The organism is Prosthecobacter sp. (assembly GCF_044373815.1).
GTDB lineage: Bacteria > Verrucomicrobiota > Verrucomicrobiia > Verrucomicrobiales > Verrucomicrobiaceae > Prosthecobacter.
On the sequence record NZ_JBIPNG010000071.1, the window covers coordinates 1 to 18,815 of the forward strand.

Annotated in this window: 18 protein-coding genes; all 18 read left to right on the forward strand. The window is 60.2% G+C overall.

Annotation, left to right across the window (positions count from 1 at the left end):
• Positions 1–237 (forward strand): fatty acid desaturase (locus tag ACIREA_RS08555; protein WP_397381841.1); only part of this gene is annotated, 237 nt, incomplete at its 5' end.
• A 1,208-nt stretch (positions 238–1,445) separates the two neighbouring features.
• Positions 1,446–4,418 carry a chemotaxis protein CheB gene (locus tag ACIREA_RS08560; RefSeq protein ID WP_397381842.1) on the forward strand — a complete coding sequence of 991 codons (2,973 nt, stop codon included), beginning with the start codon at positions 1,446–1,448 and terminating at the stop codon, positions 4,416–4,418.
• Complete coding sequence (locus tag ACIREA_RS08565; RefSeq protein WP_397381843.1) at positions 4,415–5,572, forward strand: PAS domain-containing protein; 1,158 nt, start codon at positions 4,415–4,417, stop codon at positions 5,570–5,572. Before ACIREA_RS08560 ends, ACIREA_RS08565 begins: the two co-directional genes overlap by 4 nt.
• A complete protein-coding gene (locus ACIREA_RS08570) occupies positions 5,569–6,021 on the forward strand; it encodes a response regulator (RefSeq protein WP_397381844.1) in 453 nt (150 codons plus the stop codon). Before ACIREA_RS08565 ends, ACIREA_RS08570 begins: the two co-directional genes overlap by 4 nt.
• A 7-nt stretch (positions 6,022–6,028) precedes the next feature.
• Positions 6,029–8,506, forward strand: coding sequence for a PAS domain S-box protein (locus ACIREA_RS08575; protein WP_397381845.1), 2,478 nt, complete (start codon positions 6,029–6,031; stop codon positions 8,504–8,506).
• A 12-nt stretch (positions 8,507–8,518) separates the two neighbouring features.
• Positions 8,519–9,190 (forward strand): response regulator, encoded by a 672-nt coding sequence (locus tag ACIREA_RS08580; RefSeq protein ID WP_397381846.1) that lies wholly within the window; start codon positions 8,519–8,521, stop codon positions 9,188–9,190.
• Entirely contained in the window at positions 9,187–9,897 is a 711-nt protein-coding gene (locus tag ACIREA_RS08585) for a L,D-transpeptidase (RefSeq protein ID WP_397381847.1), read from the forward strand. Before ACIREA_RS08580 ends, ACIREA_RS08585 begins: the two co-directional genes overlap by 4 nt.
• 107 nt (positions 9,898–10,004) lie before the next feature.
• Entirely contained in the window at positions 10,005–10,322 is a 318-nt protein-coding gene (locus tag ACIREA_RS08590) for a hypothetical protein (protein WP_397381848.1), read from the forward strand.
• A gap of 71 nt (positions 10,323–10,393) precedes the next feature.
• Complete coding sequence (locus ACIREA_RS08595) at positions 10,394–11,095, forward strand: SRPBCC family protein (protein WP_397381849.1); 702 nt, start codon at positions 10,394–10,396, stop codon at positions 11,093–11,095.
• 11 nt (positions 11,096–11,106) lie between these two features.
• Entirely contained in the window at positions 11,107–11,475 is a 369-nt protein-coding gene (locus tag ACIREA_RS08600) for a hypothetical protein (RefSeq protein ID WP_397381850.1), read from the forward strand.
• Positions 11,476–11,590: 115 nt separating this feature from the next.
• Entirely contained in the window at positions 11,591–12,181 is a 591-nt protein-coding gene (locus ACIREA_RS08605; RefSeq protein WP_397381851.1) for a hypothetical protein, read from the forward strand.
• Between the two features lie 42 nt (positions 12,182–12,223).
• Entirely contained in the window at positions 12,224–12,505 is a 282-nt protein-coding gene (locus ACIREA_RS08610) for a DUF2934 domain-containing protein (RefSeq protein ID WP_397381852.1), read from the forward strand.
• Between the two features lie 86 nt (positions 12,506–12,591).
• Positions 12,592–13,044 carry an Hsp20/alpha crystallin family protein gene (locus tag ACIREA_RS08615; RefSeq protein ID WP_397381853.1) on the forward strand — a complete coding sequence of 151 codons (453 nt, stop codon included), beginning with the start codon at positions 12,592–12,594 and terminating at the stop codon, positions 13,042–13,044.
• A gap of 139 nt (positions 13,045–13,183) precedes the next feature.
• On the forward strand, positions 13,184–13,885 hold the full coding sequence (locus ACIREA_RS08620; RefSeq protein WP_397381854.1) for a dienelactone hydrolase family protein: 702 nt from the start codon (positions 13,184–13,186) through the stop codon (positions 13,883–13,885).
• Positions 13,882–14,703 carry a phosphoribosyltransferase gene (locus ACIREA_RS08625; protein ID WP_397381855.1) on the forward strand — a complete coding sequence of 274 codons (822 nt, stop codon included), beginning with the start codon at positions 13,882–13,884 and terminating at the stop codon, positions 14,701–14,703. Before ACIREA_RS08620 ends, ACIREA_RS08625 begins: the two co-directional genes overlap by 4 nt.
• Positions 14,633–15,049, forward strand: coding sequence for an HPF/RaiA family ribosome-associated protein (locus ACIREA_RS08630; RefSeq protein ID WP_397381856.1), 417 nt, complete (start codon positions 14,633–14,635; stop codon positions 15,047–15,049). The genes ACIREA_RS08625 and ACIREA_RS08630 overlap by 71 nt, the downstream gene beginning before the upstream one ends.
• Positions 15,050–15,127: 78 nt before the next feature.
• On the forward strand, positions 15,128–16,447 hold the full coding sequence (locus tag ACIREA_RS08635) for a universal stress protein (protein ID WP_397381857.1): 1,320 nt from the start codon (positions 15,128–15,130) through the stop codon (positions 16,445–16,447).
• A gap of 89 nt (positions 16,448–16,536) precedes the next feature.
• Positions 16,537–18,815 (forward strand): phosphoenolpyruvate synthase (gene ppsA, locus ACIREA_RS08640; RefSeq protein WP_397381858.1); only part of this gene is annotated, 2,279 nt, incomplete at its 3' end.

Here is an 18,815-nt window from a genome sequence, read left to right on the forward strand (position 1 = left end):
CTCCAGTGGTTCTCCGGCAACATCGGCTTCCACCACATCCACCACCTCAGCCCGCGCATCCCCAACTACAATCTGGAACGCTGCCACAAGGCCGATCCCATGTTCCAAGAGGTCAAGCCCATCACTCTCTTCTCCAGCCTCCGCTCCCTCTCACTCCGCCTTTGGGATGAGCAACTCGGCAGGCTCGTCGGCTACCGCCACATGAGACAAGTGCGCAAAGAACGCGCGCAAAAATAACACGGGCCTTCGGCAAGGCGGCAACGGCCGCAGAGCAATGTTTTTGCTTCATCTCCCGCTCCCGACCTGCCCTATATCCTCTTGCCACCTCGCGGCCTCATCGGAGTCCTCTCGGCCTTGCGCCGCTGGTTTCAAATTAGAGACCACCACAGCCAAATCGACTCACTCTTGCAGAATCGAATCCCTGGCAGAAGTGGCACGCGGAAAAGCACCCGCATCCCAGAATGAAGCATCGCAAGCCAAAGCGTCCAGGAGCGCGGACTTCCAGTCCGCAGCACTCTGCAGCCCCCACCCCTCCGCACGTCTCTTCAGCCTCCACGCCGCGTTCCCTTCACCGTGTGCCATTCATCAGGGAAACTCTAGAAACGCGGCAGCGTCATGGACTGCGGTGGCAAGGATGCAAGGCGCAGGCCTGCATCGACGACACCGCTTTCGCGAGGTGAAGAACGCTCGTAGCTATTTCAGGTCCCCTCTTAAGTCGTCAAGGTGAAGGGGGCGGATTCGCCAGAGGGGAGGCCGATGTGCGCTCCGACGTTTTCCGTTGCCTCCTCACCCAGCCTTTGACTTCGTCTGTCTTCGCTTCGCTACGGTTCCCCGAGGAAGACATGCCTCAAGCCATACCCTCGACGGGGAGAGGGGGACGCATTGCGGCTCCGATGAAGTTGCCAAGTGCTCCAGCGCGAATCTCCTCTCCCCGCCCAAGGCTCCGTTGCACCATATTTCTTTCGGGCAGAGGCTGGGTGAGGGGAGAAATTTCGGGAGCGCACACTGGTTTCCGCAGAACCTGAATAGTTACGAACGCTCTTCGTAAACGCCCAGCTGTTCACGCTGCGAAAGCGGCGGCGCGCCAAGGCTTGCCGCACGCAGTCCTAGGCGCTTCGCGCTCGCGGTGGCACTTATCCCAACGCTGCCGAATGACCACCGAAACCGCCCGATGCCCCGTCTCAACCAAACGCCATCCCCACCTCAGCCACGGCTCAGCATTCCCGCCATCTCAGAGAAAACTCGCAGATCATCTCATCCATTGGCTGAGACGTCATGTTCCGCTCCCTCGTTGCAGTGCCATCGTGCAGGCCTAGTTTGCTTCCAATGAGTTTGAACCCGAAGCCTAGGCCAAAACAATGCGTTCCGGCGCTGCGGGTTCCACCTCTGCCTGCGCTGATCATTGGCTTTTACAAGCCTTTCCGCCTCTCGTAGCACTGGGGCACATGAAACCACGCGCCTCACGGGCCAAGCGGCCCCCATCTTCCGCCCCTCAAGTCAGACGCACCCCTGCGGCTTCCTTCCCGGTCGTCGGCATCGGTGCTTCGGCGGGCGGGCTTGAAGCAGTGACTTCGCTGCTCAAGAGCCTCCCGGCGGAGACCGGCATGGGTTTCGTCCTGGTTCAGCATCTCGATCCCGCCCATGAGAGCGCTCTCACCACTCTGCTCTCCCGCACCACCCGGATGACCGTCCTCGAAGCTCAGGACGGCCTTCTCGTGCAGCCTGACCACGTGTATGTGATCCCGCCGAACAAAAAGATGGGCATCGAACAGCGCACCCTCCGCCTGCTCCCACGCGGAAATGGCGGCGCACTTCACACACCCGTGGATTACTTCTTCCGTGCTCTGGCGGCGGATCAGGGCGGGCAGTCCATCGGCATCGTCCTCTCCGGCACCGGCTCAGACGGCACCCTCGGGCTGGAGGAGATCAAGGCGGCCGGCGGCATCACCTTCGTGCAGGATGAGGCCTCCGCCAAGTACGTCGGCATGCCCTCAAACGCAGGCGCCAGCGGCTGCGCGGACTACATCCTGCCGCCGGACCAGATGGCCGCCGAGTTGATCCGAGTCGGCCATCATCCGCATCTCATCCCAGAGCAGAAGGCGGAGAAGGACGGCCTGCTCCCGATGGAAGGCGACGACTTCAAGCAAATCTGCGCCCTGCTGCGCGCACATAGCGGCGTGGACTTCACCCATTACAAGCCCGCCACCCTGCGCCGCCGCATCAGCCGCCGCATGGTCCTGCAGAAGCTCGACACCCTGAAGGAATATGCCGCCTGTCTGCGCAGCAGTCCAGCCGAGGTGGAGGCCCTCTTTCAGGACATCCTCATCTGTGTCACCGGCTTCTTTCGCGATGCAAAGATGTTCGATCTGCTGAAAAAGAAGATCTTTCCCAAGATCCTCAAAAACCGTCAGGACGATGCCCCCATCCGCCTCTGGGTTGCAGGCTGCTCCACCGGTGAGGAGGCCTACTCGCTCGTCATCGCCCTCGTCGAGTTTTTGGAAAAGGTCGGCGTGCGCTGCCCCGTCCAGCTCTTTGGCACTGACATCAATGAAAGCGTCGTCAGCCGTGCACGCACCGGTCTTTACCCTGAACGCATCAAAGACGATTTGTCAGCCGAGCGCCTGCGGAAACACTTCACCAAGGTGGACGGCGGCTACCGCATCAACAAAGTCATCCGCGACCAGTGCATGTTTGCGCGGCAGAATTTGGTCGAGGATCCGCCCTTCTCGCACATGGACCTCATCACCTGCCGCAACGTGCTCATCTACTTCGATGCCGCGCTGCAAAAGAAGGTCTTCCCCGTCTTCCATTACGCTCTCAAGCCGCACGGCTGTCTCGTGCTCGGTACGGCGGAGTCCATCGGCGGTTTTGCGGACCTCTTCGCCATCACTGACTCCAAGTTCCGCATCTACGAAAAGAAGTTCACACACTCACGGAACAGCCGCGTGCTCGCACGCTTCAGCGCCGTCCAGTCAAAGGCCGGCTCCCTGCCGCAGGGCCTTGGCCGCAACTTGGTGGAGCCCGTCCTCGGAGACATTCGCAAGCAGGCGGACGCCGTCGTGCTCAGCCAGTTCGCACCTGCCGGCGTCGTGGTGAACGCCAGCATGGAGATCCTCCAGTTCCGCGGCCGCACCGGCCCCTTCTTGGAAAACAATCCCGGAGAGGCCAGCCTGAACCTCCTCAAGATGGCCCGCCAGGGTCTCGCCGTGGAGCTCCGCTCCCTCATCGCCAAAGCCACCAAACAGAAACGGCATGCTGAGAAATCGGACATTCAAGTCCGTTACGAAGGACGCATGCTCACCGTGAATGTAAAGGTCATCCCGCTGCTGATGCCAAACTTCAGCGAGCTCTTCTTCCTCGTTCTGTTCGAAGAGGTCTCCGCCGTCAGTGTTCCCGCCTCCAGGAAAAGCCAGCCCCTCCGCTCCACAGTGGTCCAGCGCGAACTCGAGCAGCTGCGCGATGAGCTGGACGCCACCAAGCTTTCTCTGCAAAACATCATCGAAGAGCAGGATGCCTCCAATGAGGAGCTGCGTGCGGCCAACGAAGAAATCCTTTCCAGCAACGAGGAACTGCAAAGCACCAATGAGGAGATGGAGACCGCCACCGAAGAGCTGCAGTCCACCAACGAAGAACTCGTCACCCTCAATGACGAGTTGCAGACCAGAAACGTCGAATTGCAGGAGTTGAGCGACGACATGGGCAACCTCTTCAGCAGCGTGGACATCCCCATCCTCATGCTCAGCAATGATCTCTGCATCCGTCGCTACACGCCACGCGCCGTCAAGGTGCTCAACCTCATCGCCGCAGACGTTGGCCGGCCCATTTCGGACTTTAAAATCAAGCTCAACCTCCCGAACCTTCAGGACTTGATCTTGTTGGTGCTTGAGACCCTCAACGTCAAGGAGCTGGAGGTTCAGGATTTTGACGGCCGCTGGTATTCTCTGCGCATTCGTCCCTACCGGACAGCAGACAATCGCATCAACGGCGTCGTGCTCACCTTGCAGGACATCGACGCCATGAAATGCACGCTCGCCCAGGTCGAAGCCGCTCGCAGCTACGCTGAAGCCATCGTCGCCACCGTACGCGAACCCCTCCTCATCCTGGACGGTGATCTGCGCGTGAAGACGGCAAACCAGAGCTTCTACAGCCTCTTCCGCACCACGCCTTCCAGCACTCAGGGCAGGTTCATTTACGATGTGGGAGATCGCGCCTGGGACATTCCGCAACTGCGCGAACTGCTGGAAAAAATCCTGCCGGAAAAATCCACCTTCCAGGACTTTCGCATCCAGCACGACTTCCCCGGCATCGGCCGCAAAACAATGCTGCTCAATGCTCGCCGTCTCGCCCCTGAACCCGGCCAGCCGCCGCAGATCCTGCTCGCGCTGGAGGATGTGACCGCCAATCCGGATCCACCATGAAACGTGCCTCCAGCAAGCTGGCGAAGAAACAGACCTGCACCGCCAAAGATGGCCGGCGGATCAAAGGCTTGGTGGCCGATCAGAAAAAGAGCCGCGCCGATGCTTTACAGTCCGCCGATTTGCTGGCGCGGATGAACGCGCAGCAGGAACTTCTTGAGCTCCGCAACGAACAGCTCAGTGAATCGAATGCCAGTCTGGAACTCAGCCGCCACCGCTACGCCGATCTCTACAACCTCTCGCCGGTGGGTTACCTCACGCTCGATGGCAGGGGCTGCATCCGCGAGATCAACCAGACCGCCAGCCAGATGCTCGGCTGGTCAACCTCACACCTGCTGGGAAAGCCCCTCCTGCCCCACATCATCAAGCAGGATCGCAAAGTTTGGTTGCAGCATTTGTGGGAAAGCCGCCGCAGCACCAGCAAGATCATCACCACCTTGCAGGTTCAGTCCAAAGATGGCGTGGTGCGCAAGGTGCAGTTCGCCACCAGCCGCCAGGAAGCCACGGGTCCCCATGCAAAGTGGTGCCGGACGGCCATGCTCGACACCACCGAGAAGAGCGATGCCCAGTCCGCGCTCAGCGCCAGCGAGGCCAAGTTCCGCCTGCTGGCCGAAAACATGGGCGAAGTCTTCTGGTTCATGGAACTCGACCCGCCGCGCATCACCTATGTCAGCCCCGCCTTCGAGCAGATCTGGGGCGTGCCTGCGGCGGAACTCTATGCCAACAACCAAGTCTGGATGAAAGCCATCCACTCTGATGACTTCGGCATGGTACATGCCGCCTTCCATCGCTGGATCCAGGGTGAGTCGGCCACCTTCCGCGTGGAGTATCGGGTGCTCACCCGTGCAGGACAGATTCGCTGGATCGCGGATCGTGGCATCGTCATCGGTCACAAAGACGGGAAACCCCATCACCTCAGCGGCATTGCCCGGGATGTCAGCGAACGCAAACAGGCGGAGGCGGAGCTTCAGCTCCGCAACGCCGAACTGCGCGCCAATAACGACGAACTCGAGCGCTTCAACCGCGCCATGGTGGACCGTGAACTGCGCATGATCGAGTTGAAACAGGAAATCAACGCCCTGCTCCAGCAAACCGGCCAGCCGCCGCGTTATCGCGTGGACTTTGCGTCCCCCAGCTTATCCCCCAGGAATCCATGAACATGACACAGGAAGTAGTGATCATCATCGCTGACGACGACACGGGCCACGCTCGCCTCATTGAAAAAAATCTCAAGCTTGTTGGCCTGCACAATCCGGTTCAGCGCTGCGAAAACGGCCAGGAGGTGCTCGATTTTCTCTTTCGCCTCGGCCCCGGCCCGCACCGCAAGAATGACACCGCCTATCTCCTGATGCTCGACATCCGCATGCCCAAGGTGGATGGCGTGGAAACGCTGCGGCAGATCAAGCAGGACGCCTACCTGCGCAAGCTCCCCGTCATCATGCTCACCACCACGGATGACCCGCGCGAGATCGAACGCTGCCACCTGCTCGGCTGCAACAGCTACATCGTCAAACCCGTGGACTACGACAGCTTCGCCGGGGCCATCGCGCAGCTCGGCCTCTTCGTCTCCCTCGTGCAGGTCCCGGCCATCAACGACCCGTCTTGACTTCCCCATGCCTCTTCCAAACACGCCAATGACCATCCTTGTGGTCGATGATGATCCGGGGATCTCCCGTCTCATCGTGCGTGAATTGCAGCGGGACGGGCATCACGCCGCCAGCGTCTCATCCGGTGAGGAGGCCGTCTCTTGGATGCAGGACAACGTCGCCAATTTGGTTTTGTTGGATCTCAAGCTGCCGGGTTTGCATGGGAATGACCTCATTGACACCTTGGACGGGTTTCACGACCACCTGCCCTTCATCATCATCACCGGCCAGGGGGATGAACGCGTGGCCGTGGAAATGATGAAGCGCGGCGCGCTCGACTATCTCGTCAAAGACGCGAACTTCATCACGATGTTGCCGACCGTCGTGCAGCGCGCCCTGGCACGCATTGAGGAGAAGGCACGTCTCGTCAACGCCGAACAGGCGCTGGCTCGCTCCAATGCAGAACTCGAGCGCCGCGTGACTGCGCGCACTGCGGAACTCATCCAGTCCAATGAGGCTCTCCGCGAGTCCCGGCTGGCGGCGCTCAACCTCATGGAAGACGCCATCGCCGCCCGCGAGAAGACCGAGCAGGCTCAGTCGGCCCTTCGTGAAAGCGAAGCGCGCTTCCGCGGCTTCTTTGAAAACGTCGGCGTCGGCACCGTCGAGGTGGGACCTGATGGGCGCTTCACCCGGGTCAATGACCGCTTCTGCTCCATCACCGGCTACAGCCGCGAAGAGCTCGTGGGCGGCATGTCTCCCAGAGACCTCACCCATCCGGAAGATTCTGGCATCAAGCTGGAGCGCGTCGAACAGGTGCTGCACGGTAAATTGCCCTCCTACGAGACGGAACGTCGCTACCTCCGTAAGGACGGGGCCACGATCTGGGTCAGCGGCACCGCCACGACCCTTTATCATGACGACGGCACCGTTCGCAGCATCGTTGGCATCGCGGAGGACATCACCAGCCGCAAACTCACCGAGCAGGCCCTGATCGCGAGCGAGGAGCGGCTGCGCCTCTTCATCACACATGCACCCGCACCCGTGGTCATGTTTGACCGCGACCTGCGCTACCTCGTCGTCAGTGATCGCTGGGCCAAGGATTTCCGGCTCAATTTGGGCGATCTCACCGGCAGGTTGCACTATGAAGTATTTCCGGACATCCCCGACCACTGGAAGCAAATATATCAACGCTGCCTGAGCGGCGCCACCGAGAGCTGTGAGCGCGACCAGTTCCCACGTGCTGATGGCACCCTCGACTGGGTGAAATGGGAATGCCGCCCGTGGCATGATGCCAGGGGCGGGATCGGTGGCATCATCCTTTTTGCTGAAGTCATCAATGACCGGGTGCGCGCTGAGGACGAGATTCTAAAAGCGCGCCGCTTCGCCGAGTCCACGCTGGAGGCCATCCCGGCAAGCATTGTCGTGCTGGATGCTCACGGCAGGATTATCAGCGCGAACCAGTCTTGGACCGCATTCGCCCTGGAGAATGGTGGAGCCGTCAATGCCGGTGGCGTCGGCACAAATTATCTGGAGGTGTGTGATTCGGCTGCCAGAAGTGGACTTGAAGAGTCGGCACGCTTTGCCGCCGGCATCCGCGAAGTCATGAGCGGTGCCGCCCCCCGCTTCAGCATGGAATACGCCTGCCATTCGTCCACCCAGCAGCGCTGGTTTGTCGGCTACGTCACGCCGTTCACTGGCAATGGGCCGCATTCCGTCGTCATCGCCCATGTGGATGTCAGCGAGCGCAAACGCGCCGAGCAGGTGATCCGCAGGCTGAATGACGAACTCGAGAAGCGCGTGGAGGAACGCACCCAGCAGCTTCAGCACACCAATACCGAGTTGAAGAAGCAGGTCGCCGCCCGCAAACAGCTCGAGAAAGAAATCCTCCACATCAGTGAACACGAAAAACAGAGCATCGGCCAGGACTTGCACGATGACCTGGGCCAGCAGCTCGCGGGCATCTGGCTGCTCAGTGACCTGCTTAAATCGAGCCTGATCAAACAGAAGTCTCCCGAGGTGGAAAGCGCGGACAAGATCACCAGCCTGCTCAAAGACGCCCTGGCGCTGACGCGTTCCCTCGCGCGCGGGCTGCATCCCGTGGCGGTGCAGGCGGGCGGTCTCGTCGCCGCGCTGGATGAACTGTCCGCACGCACAAGCCAGATGTTCCGCATCGACTGCCGCTGCAAATGCCCGCCATCCATTGAGATGGACAACACCACCTCCACGCATCTCTACCGCATCGCACAGGAATCCGTGACCAACGCCGTCAAGCATGGCCTGGCTAGGGAGATCGAAATTGAACTCTCCACCAATCCCATCCGCACCGTCCTTTCCGTGCGCGACAAGGGCAAGGGCAAGGGCATCACAGAACTCGATCCCAAACGCCAGGGCATGGGCCTGCGCATCATGAAGTACCGCGCTGACATGATTGGCGGCATTCTTGACATCCAACGCCATCAAACCGGCCTCGGCACCACCGTTGTCTGCACCATTCCAACACCGTAATCACAACCCACCATGGCTAAAAAATCATCCGGCCCATCCGCCAAAAAAGTGTTCATCGTCGATGACCACCCCGTGTTCCGTGACGGCCTCGTCCGCATTGCCGCAGCCATTCCCGGCCTCGTCGTCTGCGGTGAGGCAGACAACGCCCGGGACGCCTTTGACGCCATCTCAAAGCTCAATCCCGATCTCGTCCTCATGGACATCAACCTCCCCGGCAAAAGCGGTCTGGAACTCCTGCAGGACGTCCACGCCATGCAGCCTGAACTCCCCGTGCTCGTGATCTCCATGCATGACGAGCAGCTCTATGCCGAGCGCGTGCTCCGCGCCGGCGGCCGCGGCTACATCATGAAACAGGAGGGCCCCGACAAAATGCGCGAGGCCATCACCAAAGTCTTAAGCGGTCAGGTCTATGCCAGCGAGCGCACCGCAGCTGCCATCCTCGACGCCCTCTCCCGCCCCCGCTCTTCAGCCAGCACCTCAACCATTGGAAAGCTCACCGACCGCGAACTCGAAGTCCTCCGCCTCTCAGGCCAGGGCAAGGACAACCGCGCCATCGCCCAGGAACTCCACATCAGCCTCAAAACCGTGGACACCCATCGCGGCCACATCAAAGAAAAGCTCGGACTGAAAAACGGCACCGAACTCATCCACTACGCCGTCCGCTGGGTGGGGGAGCAGGTATGAAAATCGGCCCCCTCCTGCTGTGCGCATTTGCCCTGATCTTGCTGAATCCGACACACGCAAAGGCCGAAGCGTCCGTCGAAGCGGTCACTTTCGCACTGCAGCCCGGCGTGATCTACGTTCCCCTTTATGAAGCAGCGTGGCAGTTGCACTGGCAAGCAGAGCGTGATCTAGCAGGCCGTTGCATCCGATTGCATGACTTTGCAGTGCCCGCCGCCTCGCTGCGCCACTTCATCGACGGCACCGAACTCATCCGCACCACCGATCTGGAACTCGCAGGCGCCAGAGTGAATATAAACGCAGATGATGGCAGCATGGTGGTCTGGTATGGCTTTCACCGCTTCCCCCTGATCGTCAGCCCCAAGCAGGTGGAGGTCAGCCTGGCCAAACAGCAGCTCCGCGCCTGGCAGGGCAGCCGCCTGGTGCTGCAAACCCACATCAGTTCCGGCCGCGATGGCCGCACCCCGGCCGGCAACTTCACTGCAGGCCCTTTCCGCCAGCGGATGCATTATTCCAAGCTTTACCACAATGCGCCCATGCCTTGGAGCGTGCAGATCTACGGCAACGTCTTCATCCACGGCTTCACCTCCGTCCCAAATTACCCCGCCTCCCACGGCTGCATCCGCGTCCCCTTGGACGGCGGCAATCCCGCCAAGTTTATCTACGAGTGGATCGACGACGGCAGCCCCGTCCGCGTGGTGCGAAATTGATGCCGTCTTACGGCGGCGTACATGCCAAGATTTTCTCAGCCGTTCGCTGAGATGCATCGGGAGGGTCTCCCCATTGTCCATGCCTGCCCGCCTTTTAGCATCGGTGCATGAGCACCGATGATCTTCAGCCGAACCAGCAGGATGTGGGGAACGACAGCACCCTCAGGCAGAGACTGCTGCATGAGATCGCCAGCACTCTCCCGCCACCGTGCGCAGAGCCGCCGCCCTCCGACGTGGCCGCAGCTGAAGATGTCGAATGCAGCAACGTCCATCCGTTCCGGGATCTGAATGTGACGAACTTCGTCCGACAGGTGGATGCACTCTTCCTCCTCCGCTGGTTGGAAGGAATTGGCAGCAGCCAAAAAACACCTGTGCCGCCGGTTTTAAACGGGGTCGATGGAAGCCCCAATACGAGGCACCGCTAATGACGATTTGAGGACATACGGCCGCCTGCCACATCACCATTCCTCACCCCAAGCACCGAACCACCTGCGATATGAAAATCAAGCACTCCCGTTCTCAGCGCAAGCATACCCGCCACACCACAGGTCGGCGGCAGATCATGACAGCACGAAAGAGAGCTGGCAAGCCGGGGCAGTTGACAAAGCCGCCGCAAAAACAGGAGGCTGCCGGGGGCCGGCCTTCAATGGAAATCGTGCCCCCCGATGTAGAAGTCGCTGACGACGGGCTGAACCTCATCCGCAGCATGTTCTGCGATGAGGATGGATCCTATCTGGTAATGTCCATCGAGGTGCCGGTGCCGCTTTCTGCGGCCTACAATGCCTGGACTCGGTTTGATGATGTCCCACATTTCATGCGGGGCAAAGAGCTGCCTGTGTCTCTTGATGGCAGCCGCATGACCTGGCGCGTACGCACCTTGTTCGATCAGTTTGCATGGCAGGCCAAAGTTTGCGAGCAAGTGTCCTGTGAATGCATTGTCTGGAAGAGCGTGCAGGGAACGCCGCATCCTGGCTTTGGCTCCGTGATCTTCGAGCCCATCAGTCAGTTCAGGAGCTGGATTATGTTCCAGGTCGGTTTCGACATGAGCGGCGTGTACCGCTGGCTTGGGGATCCTGTGCCTTCCCTCAGTCACTCGCTGGAGAAGAGCCTGAGGCGTTTCCATAATCTCGTACTTAGAACTCAATGTGTGCAGGCATTGGAAAGTCCACAAACATTCCTTGAACCCTCTGCAGCGTGACCTCGCATCCCATGAAACAAGCCCTCCAGGTTTTCGCCATCCGTGCGGCAGCTTCTGATGCAGAGCGTCAGCCGCCCTACCGAAACTTCCTCATCATCGCTCCTGAACCCGCCGCATGTGGCTCGGTTGTCCTCCCTGCCGACGAGAGGGTAACGGCGCTGGCACACCACCTCAACCTCGATGGGTACGCCTATGTGGCGCGCTCCAATCAAAAGGAAATGGAGGATGATTCCACCGGCGTCCGTTACATGCCGCTCAGTGAAACCCTGCCTTTTTTTGGCGTCATGACCGCTGTGGTGGTGCTTGATGATTCGACATGGGCGGCACGCGCCGCTGCTGCTTATCCTGGGGCTGACATCTTTCTGCTGAAGCTGTCCTGATGCGCTGCCGCATCCCGCCTCGCCGCTGAACTGAGCCCCCGTCAGTCATTTGCTGAGAAACGCAGAGAGACTCTGCTCATTGTCAGATTTTCCACCCCTCGACATCCTCTGAATCATGCAATACACCGCACCTTCACCCACGCTGCACAGAGCGAGCACTCAGACATCCAAGCCTGCATTCTCTGTCGTTGCCATTCATGATGGTTTCTTCACCGGCATTCGTGCGATGGAGGCCTTGGAAAGGCTCAAGTTCAACCTGCGTCCCGATCTGCAGGTCTATCCAATCACTTTGAGCTTTGACATGTTGGAAAGAGTGGAACAGCGCACCACATCCATCCGTGCGGCCGCCTCAGCAGACTTGCTACTCGTCTCCGCCGCAGACGAGTCGCCGCTGCCCCATCACGTCAAACAGTGGTTTGACTCGGTTCATAAGCTGCAGCGCGAGAGACGTCCCATCATTGTCGCCCTGCATGAAGAGGACTCCGAGTTCAGCAGCAATGCAGGACCACTTTGCGCTCATCTGAAAGAGGTGGCTGACACCTGGCAGACCGAATTCATGTGCAATCAAGATTTTGACCAGCGCCTGGACAGCGATTTTGCCACGCAACTCGTCGGCAGCAAGAGTCCAGCCACCATTCATCACCGGACCAAGCCCTTCGGCGGGGAGTTCCAGGCCGCTCCACGCTACTGGGGCATCAATGGCTGACCCCGGTTCCATGAGACTTTTTCTTCCCCATACCACACACCCATGAACTCCATGCCAAACCACCGCACCGAGAACCGTTTTGAAGAAACCAGCCAGCTGGCCTACCACCTTTGGCAAAAGGCCGGTTGTCCTCCTGTCGAGGATCTCAAATTTTGGCTGCAGGCCGAGGAACAGCTGTTTGGCAAACAGGACCAGCAGTCCGCATCCAAAGGGAAGGCATCAGGCACTGCCAAACCTGCGGCAAAGTCTGCCACCGCGTCTGCTGGCAAAAGCCTGGTCAAGAGCCCGCCCAAGTCCGCTAAACCGCAGTCCAAATCCCGATAAATTCCGGTGTAGTCTGCCAAGGCGGAAACAGACAGCACAGGCCCGCCCCTCATTACCGCCCAAGGAACCACAAAAATCTAAACAGCATGAGTGCATTAACATCCTGGAATCCTCTCCGTGAACTTGGCAGCCTGGAGAACCGTCTCGATCGTCTCTTCGGCCTGACATCGCCGTCACGCAACGGGGAGAAAGAAGCCATGACCGTCTCACAGTGGACACCGCTGGTGGACATCATTGAAGACAACAATGAATACCTCGTCAAAGCCGAACTGCCTGAACTCAAGAAGGAAGAAGTGAAGGTGAACGTCGAAAACGGCCAGCTCACCATCTCCGGCGAGCGCAAGAGCGAGAAGGAGGAGAAAGGGAAGAAGTTCCACCGCATCGAGCGCTCCTATGGCAGTTTCCTGCGCAGCTTCACCCTGCCTGAATCCGTCAATGCAGACACGGTCAGCGCCGAGTTCAAGGATGGCGTGCTGAGCGTGCACCTGCCCAAGGACGAGAAGGCCAAGCCCAAGAGCATCGAGGTCACGGTGCAGTAGGCCGCGCACAAAAGAGCTAAATGATGGGGCCATGGGACGGAGGAAGCCGGTGTCACGGTCGCCGGTTGCTTTTCCTCCGTGAACTCCATGCCCCATCATTTATCTGCGAAATATTCAACCGGGAGAAATGAGCAAATCCATGAAAACAATCACTGCCATTCCCTCAAGCGCATCGCGCACCGCCGTGAAAATTCCCGCTGGTTATGCGGAGCTCGAAGGTGAGCTAAAACTGCCCGATGACGCACCCGGAGTGGTGCTGTTAACACCTGGCAATGGCAGCAGCCGGCACAACCTTCACGATCAATACCTCGCTGAAATGATTCGCGCGTCAGGCCTCGGCACGTTGCAGTTTGATCTGCTGACGCACAAAGAAATGCAGCAGGATGCCAGCACCAATGCCTTGCGCGGTGACATTGACCTGCTGGCGCAACGCCTGATCGGCGTCACACGCTGGCTGGAAAAGCAGACCGCGACACGTGGCCTCAAAGTGGGATACTTTGGCGCCAGCACCGGAGGCGCCGCCACGCTCATAGCGGCGGCGGCACTCGGTGAACGCATTGCAGCCGTGGTCTCACAAGGCGGACGCCCTGATCTCGCAGGCAATGTTCTTCATCTGATTCGCTCGCCCACGCTTTTTGTCGTGGGTGGCTACGATGACCTGGTGCTCTGCTGGAATGATGAGGCCTATGGAAAACTGTGCTGCAAAAAAGAATTCCGCGTCATTCCCTGTGCCACGCATCATTTTGAAGAGCCTGGCAAACTGGAGCAGGTGGCACAACTCAGCAGCCATTGGTTCAGCCGTCATATGGGCACAGCCACCGACTGGAAGGACGCCGCATGAAACCGCTCGTTTTCCTCAACCGCATGCAGGCGGGACAATTGCTGGCTGAAGCCCTCATGAAATATGCGGACCGCGATGATGTGATCGTGCTCGGACTGCCGCGCGGCGGCGTCCCTGTGGCGTATGAGGTGGCGCGCAGGCTGCATGCTCCCCTGAATGTCCTGGTGGTGCGCAAGCTTGGCGTGCCCGGCTATGAAGAACTCGCCATGGGAGCGATTGCCAGCGGGGGCGTGCAGGTGATCGATCATGAGATCATGCGTGCCATGGGGATACCCCGTGCAGCACTGGAAGCCGAGGCCACCGTTCAGCAGGAGGAGCTGCGCCGCCGTGAGCTGGCCTACCGTGGCACCCCAGGCACGCCGGAAATCGCGGGCCTCACCGTCATTCTGGTGGATGACGGCATTGCCACGGGCTCCACCATCCGTGCCGCAGTGCAGGCCTTGCGCCAGCAGCACCCGAAGCAAATCATCATCGCCGTGCCCGTGGCGGTGCCTGAAGCCTGCGCGGAGCTGAAGCCCCTTGTTGATGACCTGGTGGCCCTCACGATGCCGGCGGAGCTGCGTGGTGTCAGCCAGTGGTATGAGGACTTCTCCCAGACCACGGATGCTGAAGTCACGCAGGTGCTCGCCAGAGCGGCGCTGCTTGAACCGCATTCCGTGACCGCGTCCCCCGGAGCAGGGTCTCGCAAGCCCGCCTTCAAACCTGTTTCCAGTGAACTCTTAACACCACCCTTCCAATTATTTCCCTATGAACTCACCCACCCAGATCACCTTCCGCCACATGGCGGCATCACCCGCTGTCGAGGCCCGCATCCATGAAGAAGTCGCGGCATTGGAGAACTGCTTCAGCCGCATCACCAGCTGCCACGTGGTCGTCGAGGAGCCGCATCAGCACCACCAGCGCGGCAGAGGGTTTCACATCAGCATCGACCTGCGCGTGCCGGGTTCAGAGATCGTGGTCAATCATGAGCCCTCGATGCACGGCATAGTCGCCAAGAGCGACACGGGCGAATGGGAGAAACACCTGGAGACGCAGCCGGACCACAAGGACGTCTATGTTTCCATTCGTGATGCGTTTGCGGCGGCACGCAGGCAGCTGGAGGACTACGCGCGCATCCTGCGCGGTGACGTCAAACACCACACTGGAGCGGCGGCGAGGTACTGACCATGCAAACGGTCTCCCTGGTGCCTGCCAGATCGCCGGACATTCATAGCCAGTTTCACCTCTAACTCACCACCCCCTATGCAAATCCTCTGTGCCACTGATTTTTCCCAGGCCGCCGTGGCTGCTGCGAACGTCGCTGCGGCTCTGGCAAAAAAACTCCAGCTTCCCCTGCGGCTCGTCCATGCAGCGCAGGACTACATCGTCATGGGTGATCTGCCGGTGGTCGTGCCGGATGATCATCCTGTCCGTGAGCAGCTCAAGAAAGAAGCGGAGCGCCTGCGCGGCACCGGCATTCAGGTGGCCGAGGAGCTGCGCCATGGCAGCGCCAGCTTTGAGATCATCGACGCGGCGGCGGAGCAGCCGACGCAAATGATCGTCCTCAGCTCAGCCGGCAGGGGCATGGCCGGACGCTGGCTGATTGGCAGCGTGGCGGAACGTGTCGCGGAAAGCGCCGCCGTGCCAACGCTGGTGGTGCGGCAGGGAGATCTGCTGCTGGACTGGCTGCAGGGGGAGGGCGTGCTGCGCCTGCTCTGCGGCGTGGATTTCTCAGCGTCGGCAGATGCCGCCATCGCATTGCTGCAGACCTTTGCGACCCAGGGGAAGGTGGAGGTGGCGGCGGCTTACGTGCAGCCGGTGAATGATCCCCTCATGAGCCAGGATGTGCAGGACACACGCCAGCGCGATGTCTGGGAGCGCCTGCATGCCATTCTCGGTGATATCCCGGCACAGGTGCATGTGCGTGATGCCTCCGGCCTGCCCGCGACTGAATTTATGCACATGGCTGATGAAGAGAAGTCCGGGCTGCTGGTGGTCGGCACGCATCAGCGGCATGGCTGGGCGCGGCTGAAGGCCCCTTCCTTCTCACGCAACGTACTGGCGCATGCCGTGACCAATGTACTCTGCGTGCCCGCCACCGCGGTGGCGCCGGATGCATCCATTCCTGCGATCCACCGGGTGCTGGTGGCGACGGACTTGTCGGAGGTTTTCCCGAATGTGCTGCGGCATGCCTGCAGCCTGCTTCCCGCAGGAGGAGCTGTCCATCTGGTACATGTTTGTTATGAGCCAACGCGCGGCATCAATCCCGTCATCGCCTCCGAAGTGTACTTTGACCACAGCCTCGCCACGGCCAGGGCCAGGCAGGAGGCCGAAGAGAAATTCCAGGCGCTGACCGCCTGCTTCCCCCGGGTGCCAGGCGTGGCCATCACCTCCGAAGTGGTGACACACGACGATTTTGCCACCGCCATCTGCGAGGCGGCGCAGCGCAAGGGGGCGGACGTCATCTGCATGGGTGCCAAAGGCCACTCACGCGCGGGTGCGGCCCTGCTGGGTTCCACCGTTCAGGAGGTGATCGCCCGTGCGCATCTACCCGTCTTTGTCGTCACGCCGCCACTTGCGTGAACCCGATTTTGATCGCCCTTGCCACACGATCTGCTGTACCTTCGCCAACACAGGCCGAGCATGAAAACACTGGCATGGAATGCTGCACCATGAATACCTCCTCCCGTTTTATCCGCTGGTTCGCCGACATCTCCATCGGGGACATTCCACTCGTCGGCGGCAAGAACGCCTCATTGGGCGAAATGTTCCATGAACTAAGCTCACAGGGCGTGAAGGTGCCGGATGGCTTCGCTGTCACCGCAGAAGGCTACCGTCATTTCCTGCGCAGCACGGGGCTGGAAGTGCGCATTCAGGAGATTCTTGGTGGATTGAACACCGCCGACATGGACAATCTCCAGCAGCGCGGCAGCGAGGTGCGCCAGGCCATCCTCGCCACGGCGCTACCGCAGGATTTGGAAGATGAAATCCTGGAAGCCTACCTCACCCTCAGCGGCCCCGGCAAGCCGCCGCTGGATGTCGCCGTACGCAGCAGCGCCACGGCGGAGGATCTGCCGGATGCCAGCTTTGCGGGCCAGCAGGAGACCTATCTCAATGTGCAGGGCAATGCCTCGCTGCTGGAGCACTGCCGGCGTTCGTTTGCCTCACTGTTTACCGACCGCGCCATCTCCTACCGCGTGGATCAGGGTTTTGAGCATACCGCCATCGCGCTCTCCATCGGCGTGCAGCGCATGGTGCGGTCTGATCTTGGCTCTGCGGGGGTCATGTTCACCATCGACACAGAAACCGGCTTCCGCGATGCGGTGCTCATCAATGCGGCGTATGGTCTGGGTGAAAACGTGGTGCTCGGTTCCGTGAATCCAGACGAGTACTATGTTTTCAAGCCTACCTTGAAGCAGGGGTTCCGCCCCATCCTGCAAAAGCGCGTGGGATCCAAGGAGTTCAAGCTCATCTATGACATCGGTGGCAGCCGCATGGTCAAAAACGTGCCCGTCTCCCCCGGAGACCGCGCACGCTTCGCGCTCAGTGACGATGACATCCTGCAGCTTGCCCGCTGGGCCTGCATTATCGAGGATCACTACTCCGCCAAACGTGGCCAGCCAACGCCAATGGACATCGAGTGGGCCAAGGATGGCCGCACCGGCGAGCTGTTCATTGTTCAAGCCCGGCCTGAGACCGTGCAGGCGCAGAAAGACCTCGACGTCATTCAGACCTTCAAGCTCAAGCAGGGGGGGAAGGTGCTTATCACCGGACGCAGCGTCGGTGAGAAGATCGCATCCGGCCCCGTGCGCGTGGTGAAGAGCGTGGAGTATCTGCGTGAGTTCCGCGAAGGCGACATCCTCGTGGCCGACAAGACCGACCCCGACTGGGAGCCCGTGATGAAGAAGGCCTCGGCCATTGTCACCAATCGCGGCGGCCGCACCTGTCATGCCGCCATTGTCAGCCGCGAGCTCGGCGTGCCTGCAATCGTCGGCACCGAACATGGCACCGAGTTGCTCAAGGAAGGCCAGGTCGTCACCATCTCCTGCGCCGAGGGAGATACCGGAATCGTATATGAGGGCAATCTTCCTTTTGAGGTGCAGCAGACCAACATCAAAGACCTGCAGCGCCCGCGCACCAAGGTGATGATGAACCTTGCCAATCCCGAGGAAGCCTTCGCCTTGTCGTTCCTGCCGAACGATGGCGTCGGTCTCGCGCGCATGGAGTTCATCATCAACACCTTCATCAAGGTGCATCCGCTCGCGCTGCTGGACTTTGAAAAGCTCGCGGATCAGGCTGCCAAAGCCGAGATCGAAAAGCTCACCAGCAGCTACACGGATAAACCGCAGTACTTTGTTGATCGCCTCGCGCAAGGCGTCGCCATGCTCGCTGCGGCGTTTTATCCGAAGGACGTGATCCTGCGTCTCAGCGACTTCAAATCCAACGAGTACGCCAACCTCATCGGCGGCAAAGCCTATGAGCCGGTGGAGGAGAATCCCATGATCGGCTTCCGTGGTGCCTCGCGTTATTACCACCCGCGTTATCAGGCGGGCTTCGCCCTCGAATGCCAGGCCGTGCGCCGCGTGCGCGAGGACATGGGACTGACTAATCTCAAAGTGATGATCCCCTTCTGTCGCACCATCGAAGAAGGCCAGCGCGTGCAGGCGGAGATGGAGAAGCATGGCCTCAAACGCGGAGCCAACGGTCTAGAGATCTACGTCATGTGCGAGATCCCGAGCAACGTCATCCTCGCCGCCGAATTCGCCGAGATCTTTGACGGCTTCAGCATCGGCTCCAACGATCTCACCCAGCTCATCCTCGGTGTCGATCGCGACAGCGAGATCGTCGCGCCCATCTTCAACGAACGGAACGCCGCTGTGAAGACGATGATCGCTCAGGTCATCAAGGCCTGCCGCGAGAAACACCGCAAGATCGGCATCTGCGGCCAGGC

Excerpts from the sequence above, each read along its gene's own strand:
- ACIREA_RS08560 (WP_397381842.1), top strand. The coding sequence starts at position 1,446 with ATGAAACCACGCGCCTCACGGGCCAAGCGGCCCCCATCTTCCGCCCCT.
- ACIREA_RS08565 (WP_397381843.1), top strand. The coding sequence starts at position 4,415 with ATGAAACGTGCCTCCAGCAAGCTGGCGAAGAAACAGACCTGCACCGCC.
- ACIREA_RS08570 (WP_397381844.1), top strand. The coding sequence starts at position 5,569 with ATGAACATGACACAGGAAGTAGTGATCATCATCGCTGACGACGACACG.
- ACIREA_RS08575 (WP_397381845.1), top strand. The coding sequence starts at position 6,029 with ATGCCTCTTCCAAACACGCCAATGACCATCCTTGTGGTCGATGATGAT.
- ACIREA_RS08580 (WP_397381846.1), top strand. The coding sequence starts at position 8,519 with ATGGCTAAAAAATCATCCGGCCCATCCGCCAAAAAAGTGTTCATCGTC.
- ACIREA_RS08585 (WP_397381847.1), top strand. The coding sequence starts at position 9,187 with ATGAAAATCGGCCCCCTCCTGCTGTGCGCATTTGCCCTGATCTTGCTG.
- ACIREA_RS08590 (WP_397381848.1), top strand. The coding sequence starts at position 10,005 with ATGAGCACCGATGATCTTCAGCCGAACCAGCAGGATGTGGGGAACGAC.
- ACIREA_RS08595 (WP_397381849.1), top strand. The coding sequence starts at position 10,394 with ATGAAAATCAAGCACTCCCGTTCTCAGCGCAAGCATACCCGCCACACC.
- ACIREA_RS08600 (WP_397381850.1), top strand. The coding sequence starts at position 11,107 with ATGAAACAAGCCCTCCAGGTTTTCGCCATCCGTGCGGCAGCTTCTGAT.
- ACIREA_RS08605 (WP_397381851.1), top strand. The coding sequence starts at position 11,591 with ATGCAATACACCGCACCTTCACCCACGCTGCACAGAGCGAGCACTCAG.
- ACIREA_RS08610 (WP_397381852.1), top strand. The coding sequence starts at position 12,224 with ATGAACTCCATGCCAAACCACCGCACCGAGAACCGTTTTGAAGAAACC.
- ACIREA_RS08615 (WP_397381853.1), top strand. The coding sequence starts at position 12,592 with ATGAGTGCATTAACATCCTGGAATCCTCTCCGTGAACTTGGCAGCCTG.
- ACIREA_RS08620 (WP_397381854.1), top strand. The coding sequence starts at position 13,184 with ATGAAAACAATCACTGCCATTCCCTCAAGCGCATCGCGCACCGCCGTG.
- ACIREA_RS08625 (WP_397381855.1), top strand. The coding sequence starts at position 13,882 with ATGAAACCGCTCGTTTTCCTCAACCGCATGCAGGCGGGACAATTGCTG.
- ACIREA_RS08630 (WP_397381856.1), top strand. The coding sequence starts at position 14,633 with ATGAACTCACCCACCCAGATCACCTTCCGCCACATGGCGGCATCACCC.
- ACIREA_RS08635 (WP_397381857.1), top strand. The coding sequence starts at position 15,128 with ATGCAAATCCTCTGTGCCACTGATTTTTCCCAGGCCGCCGTGGCTGCT.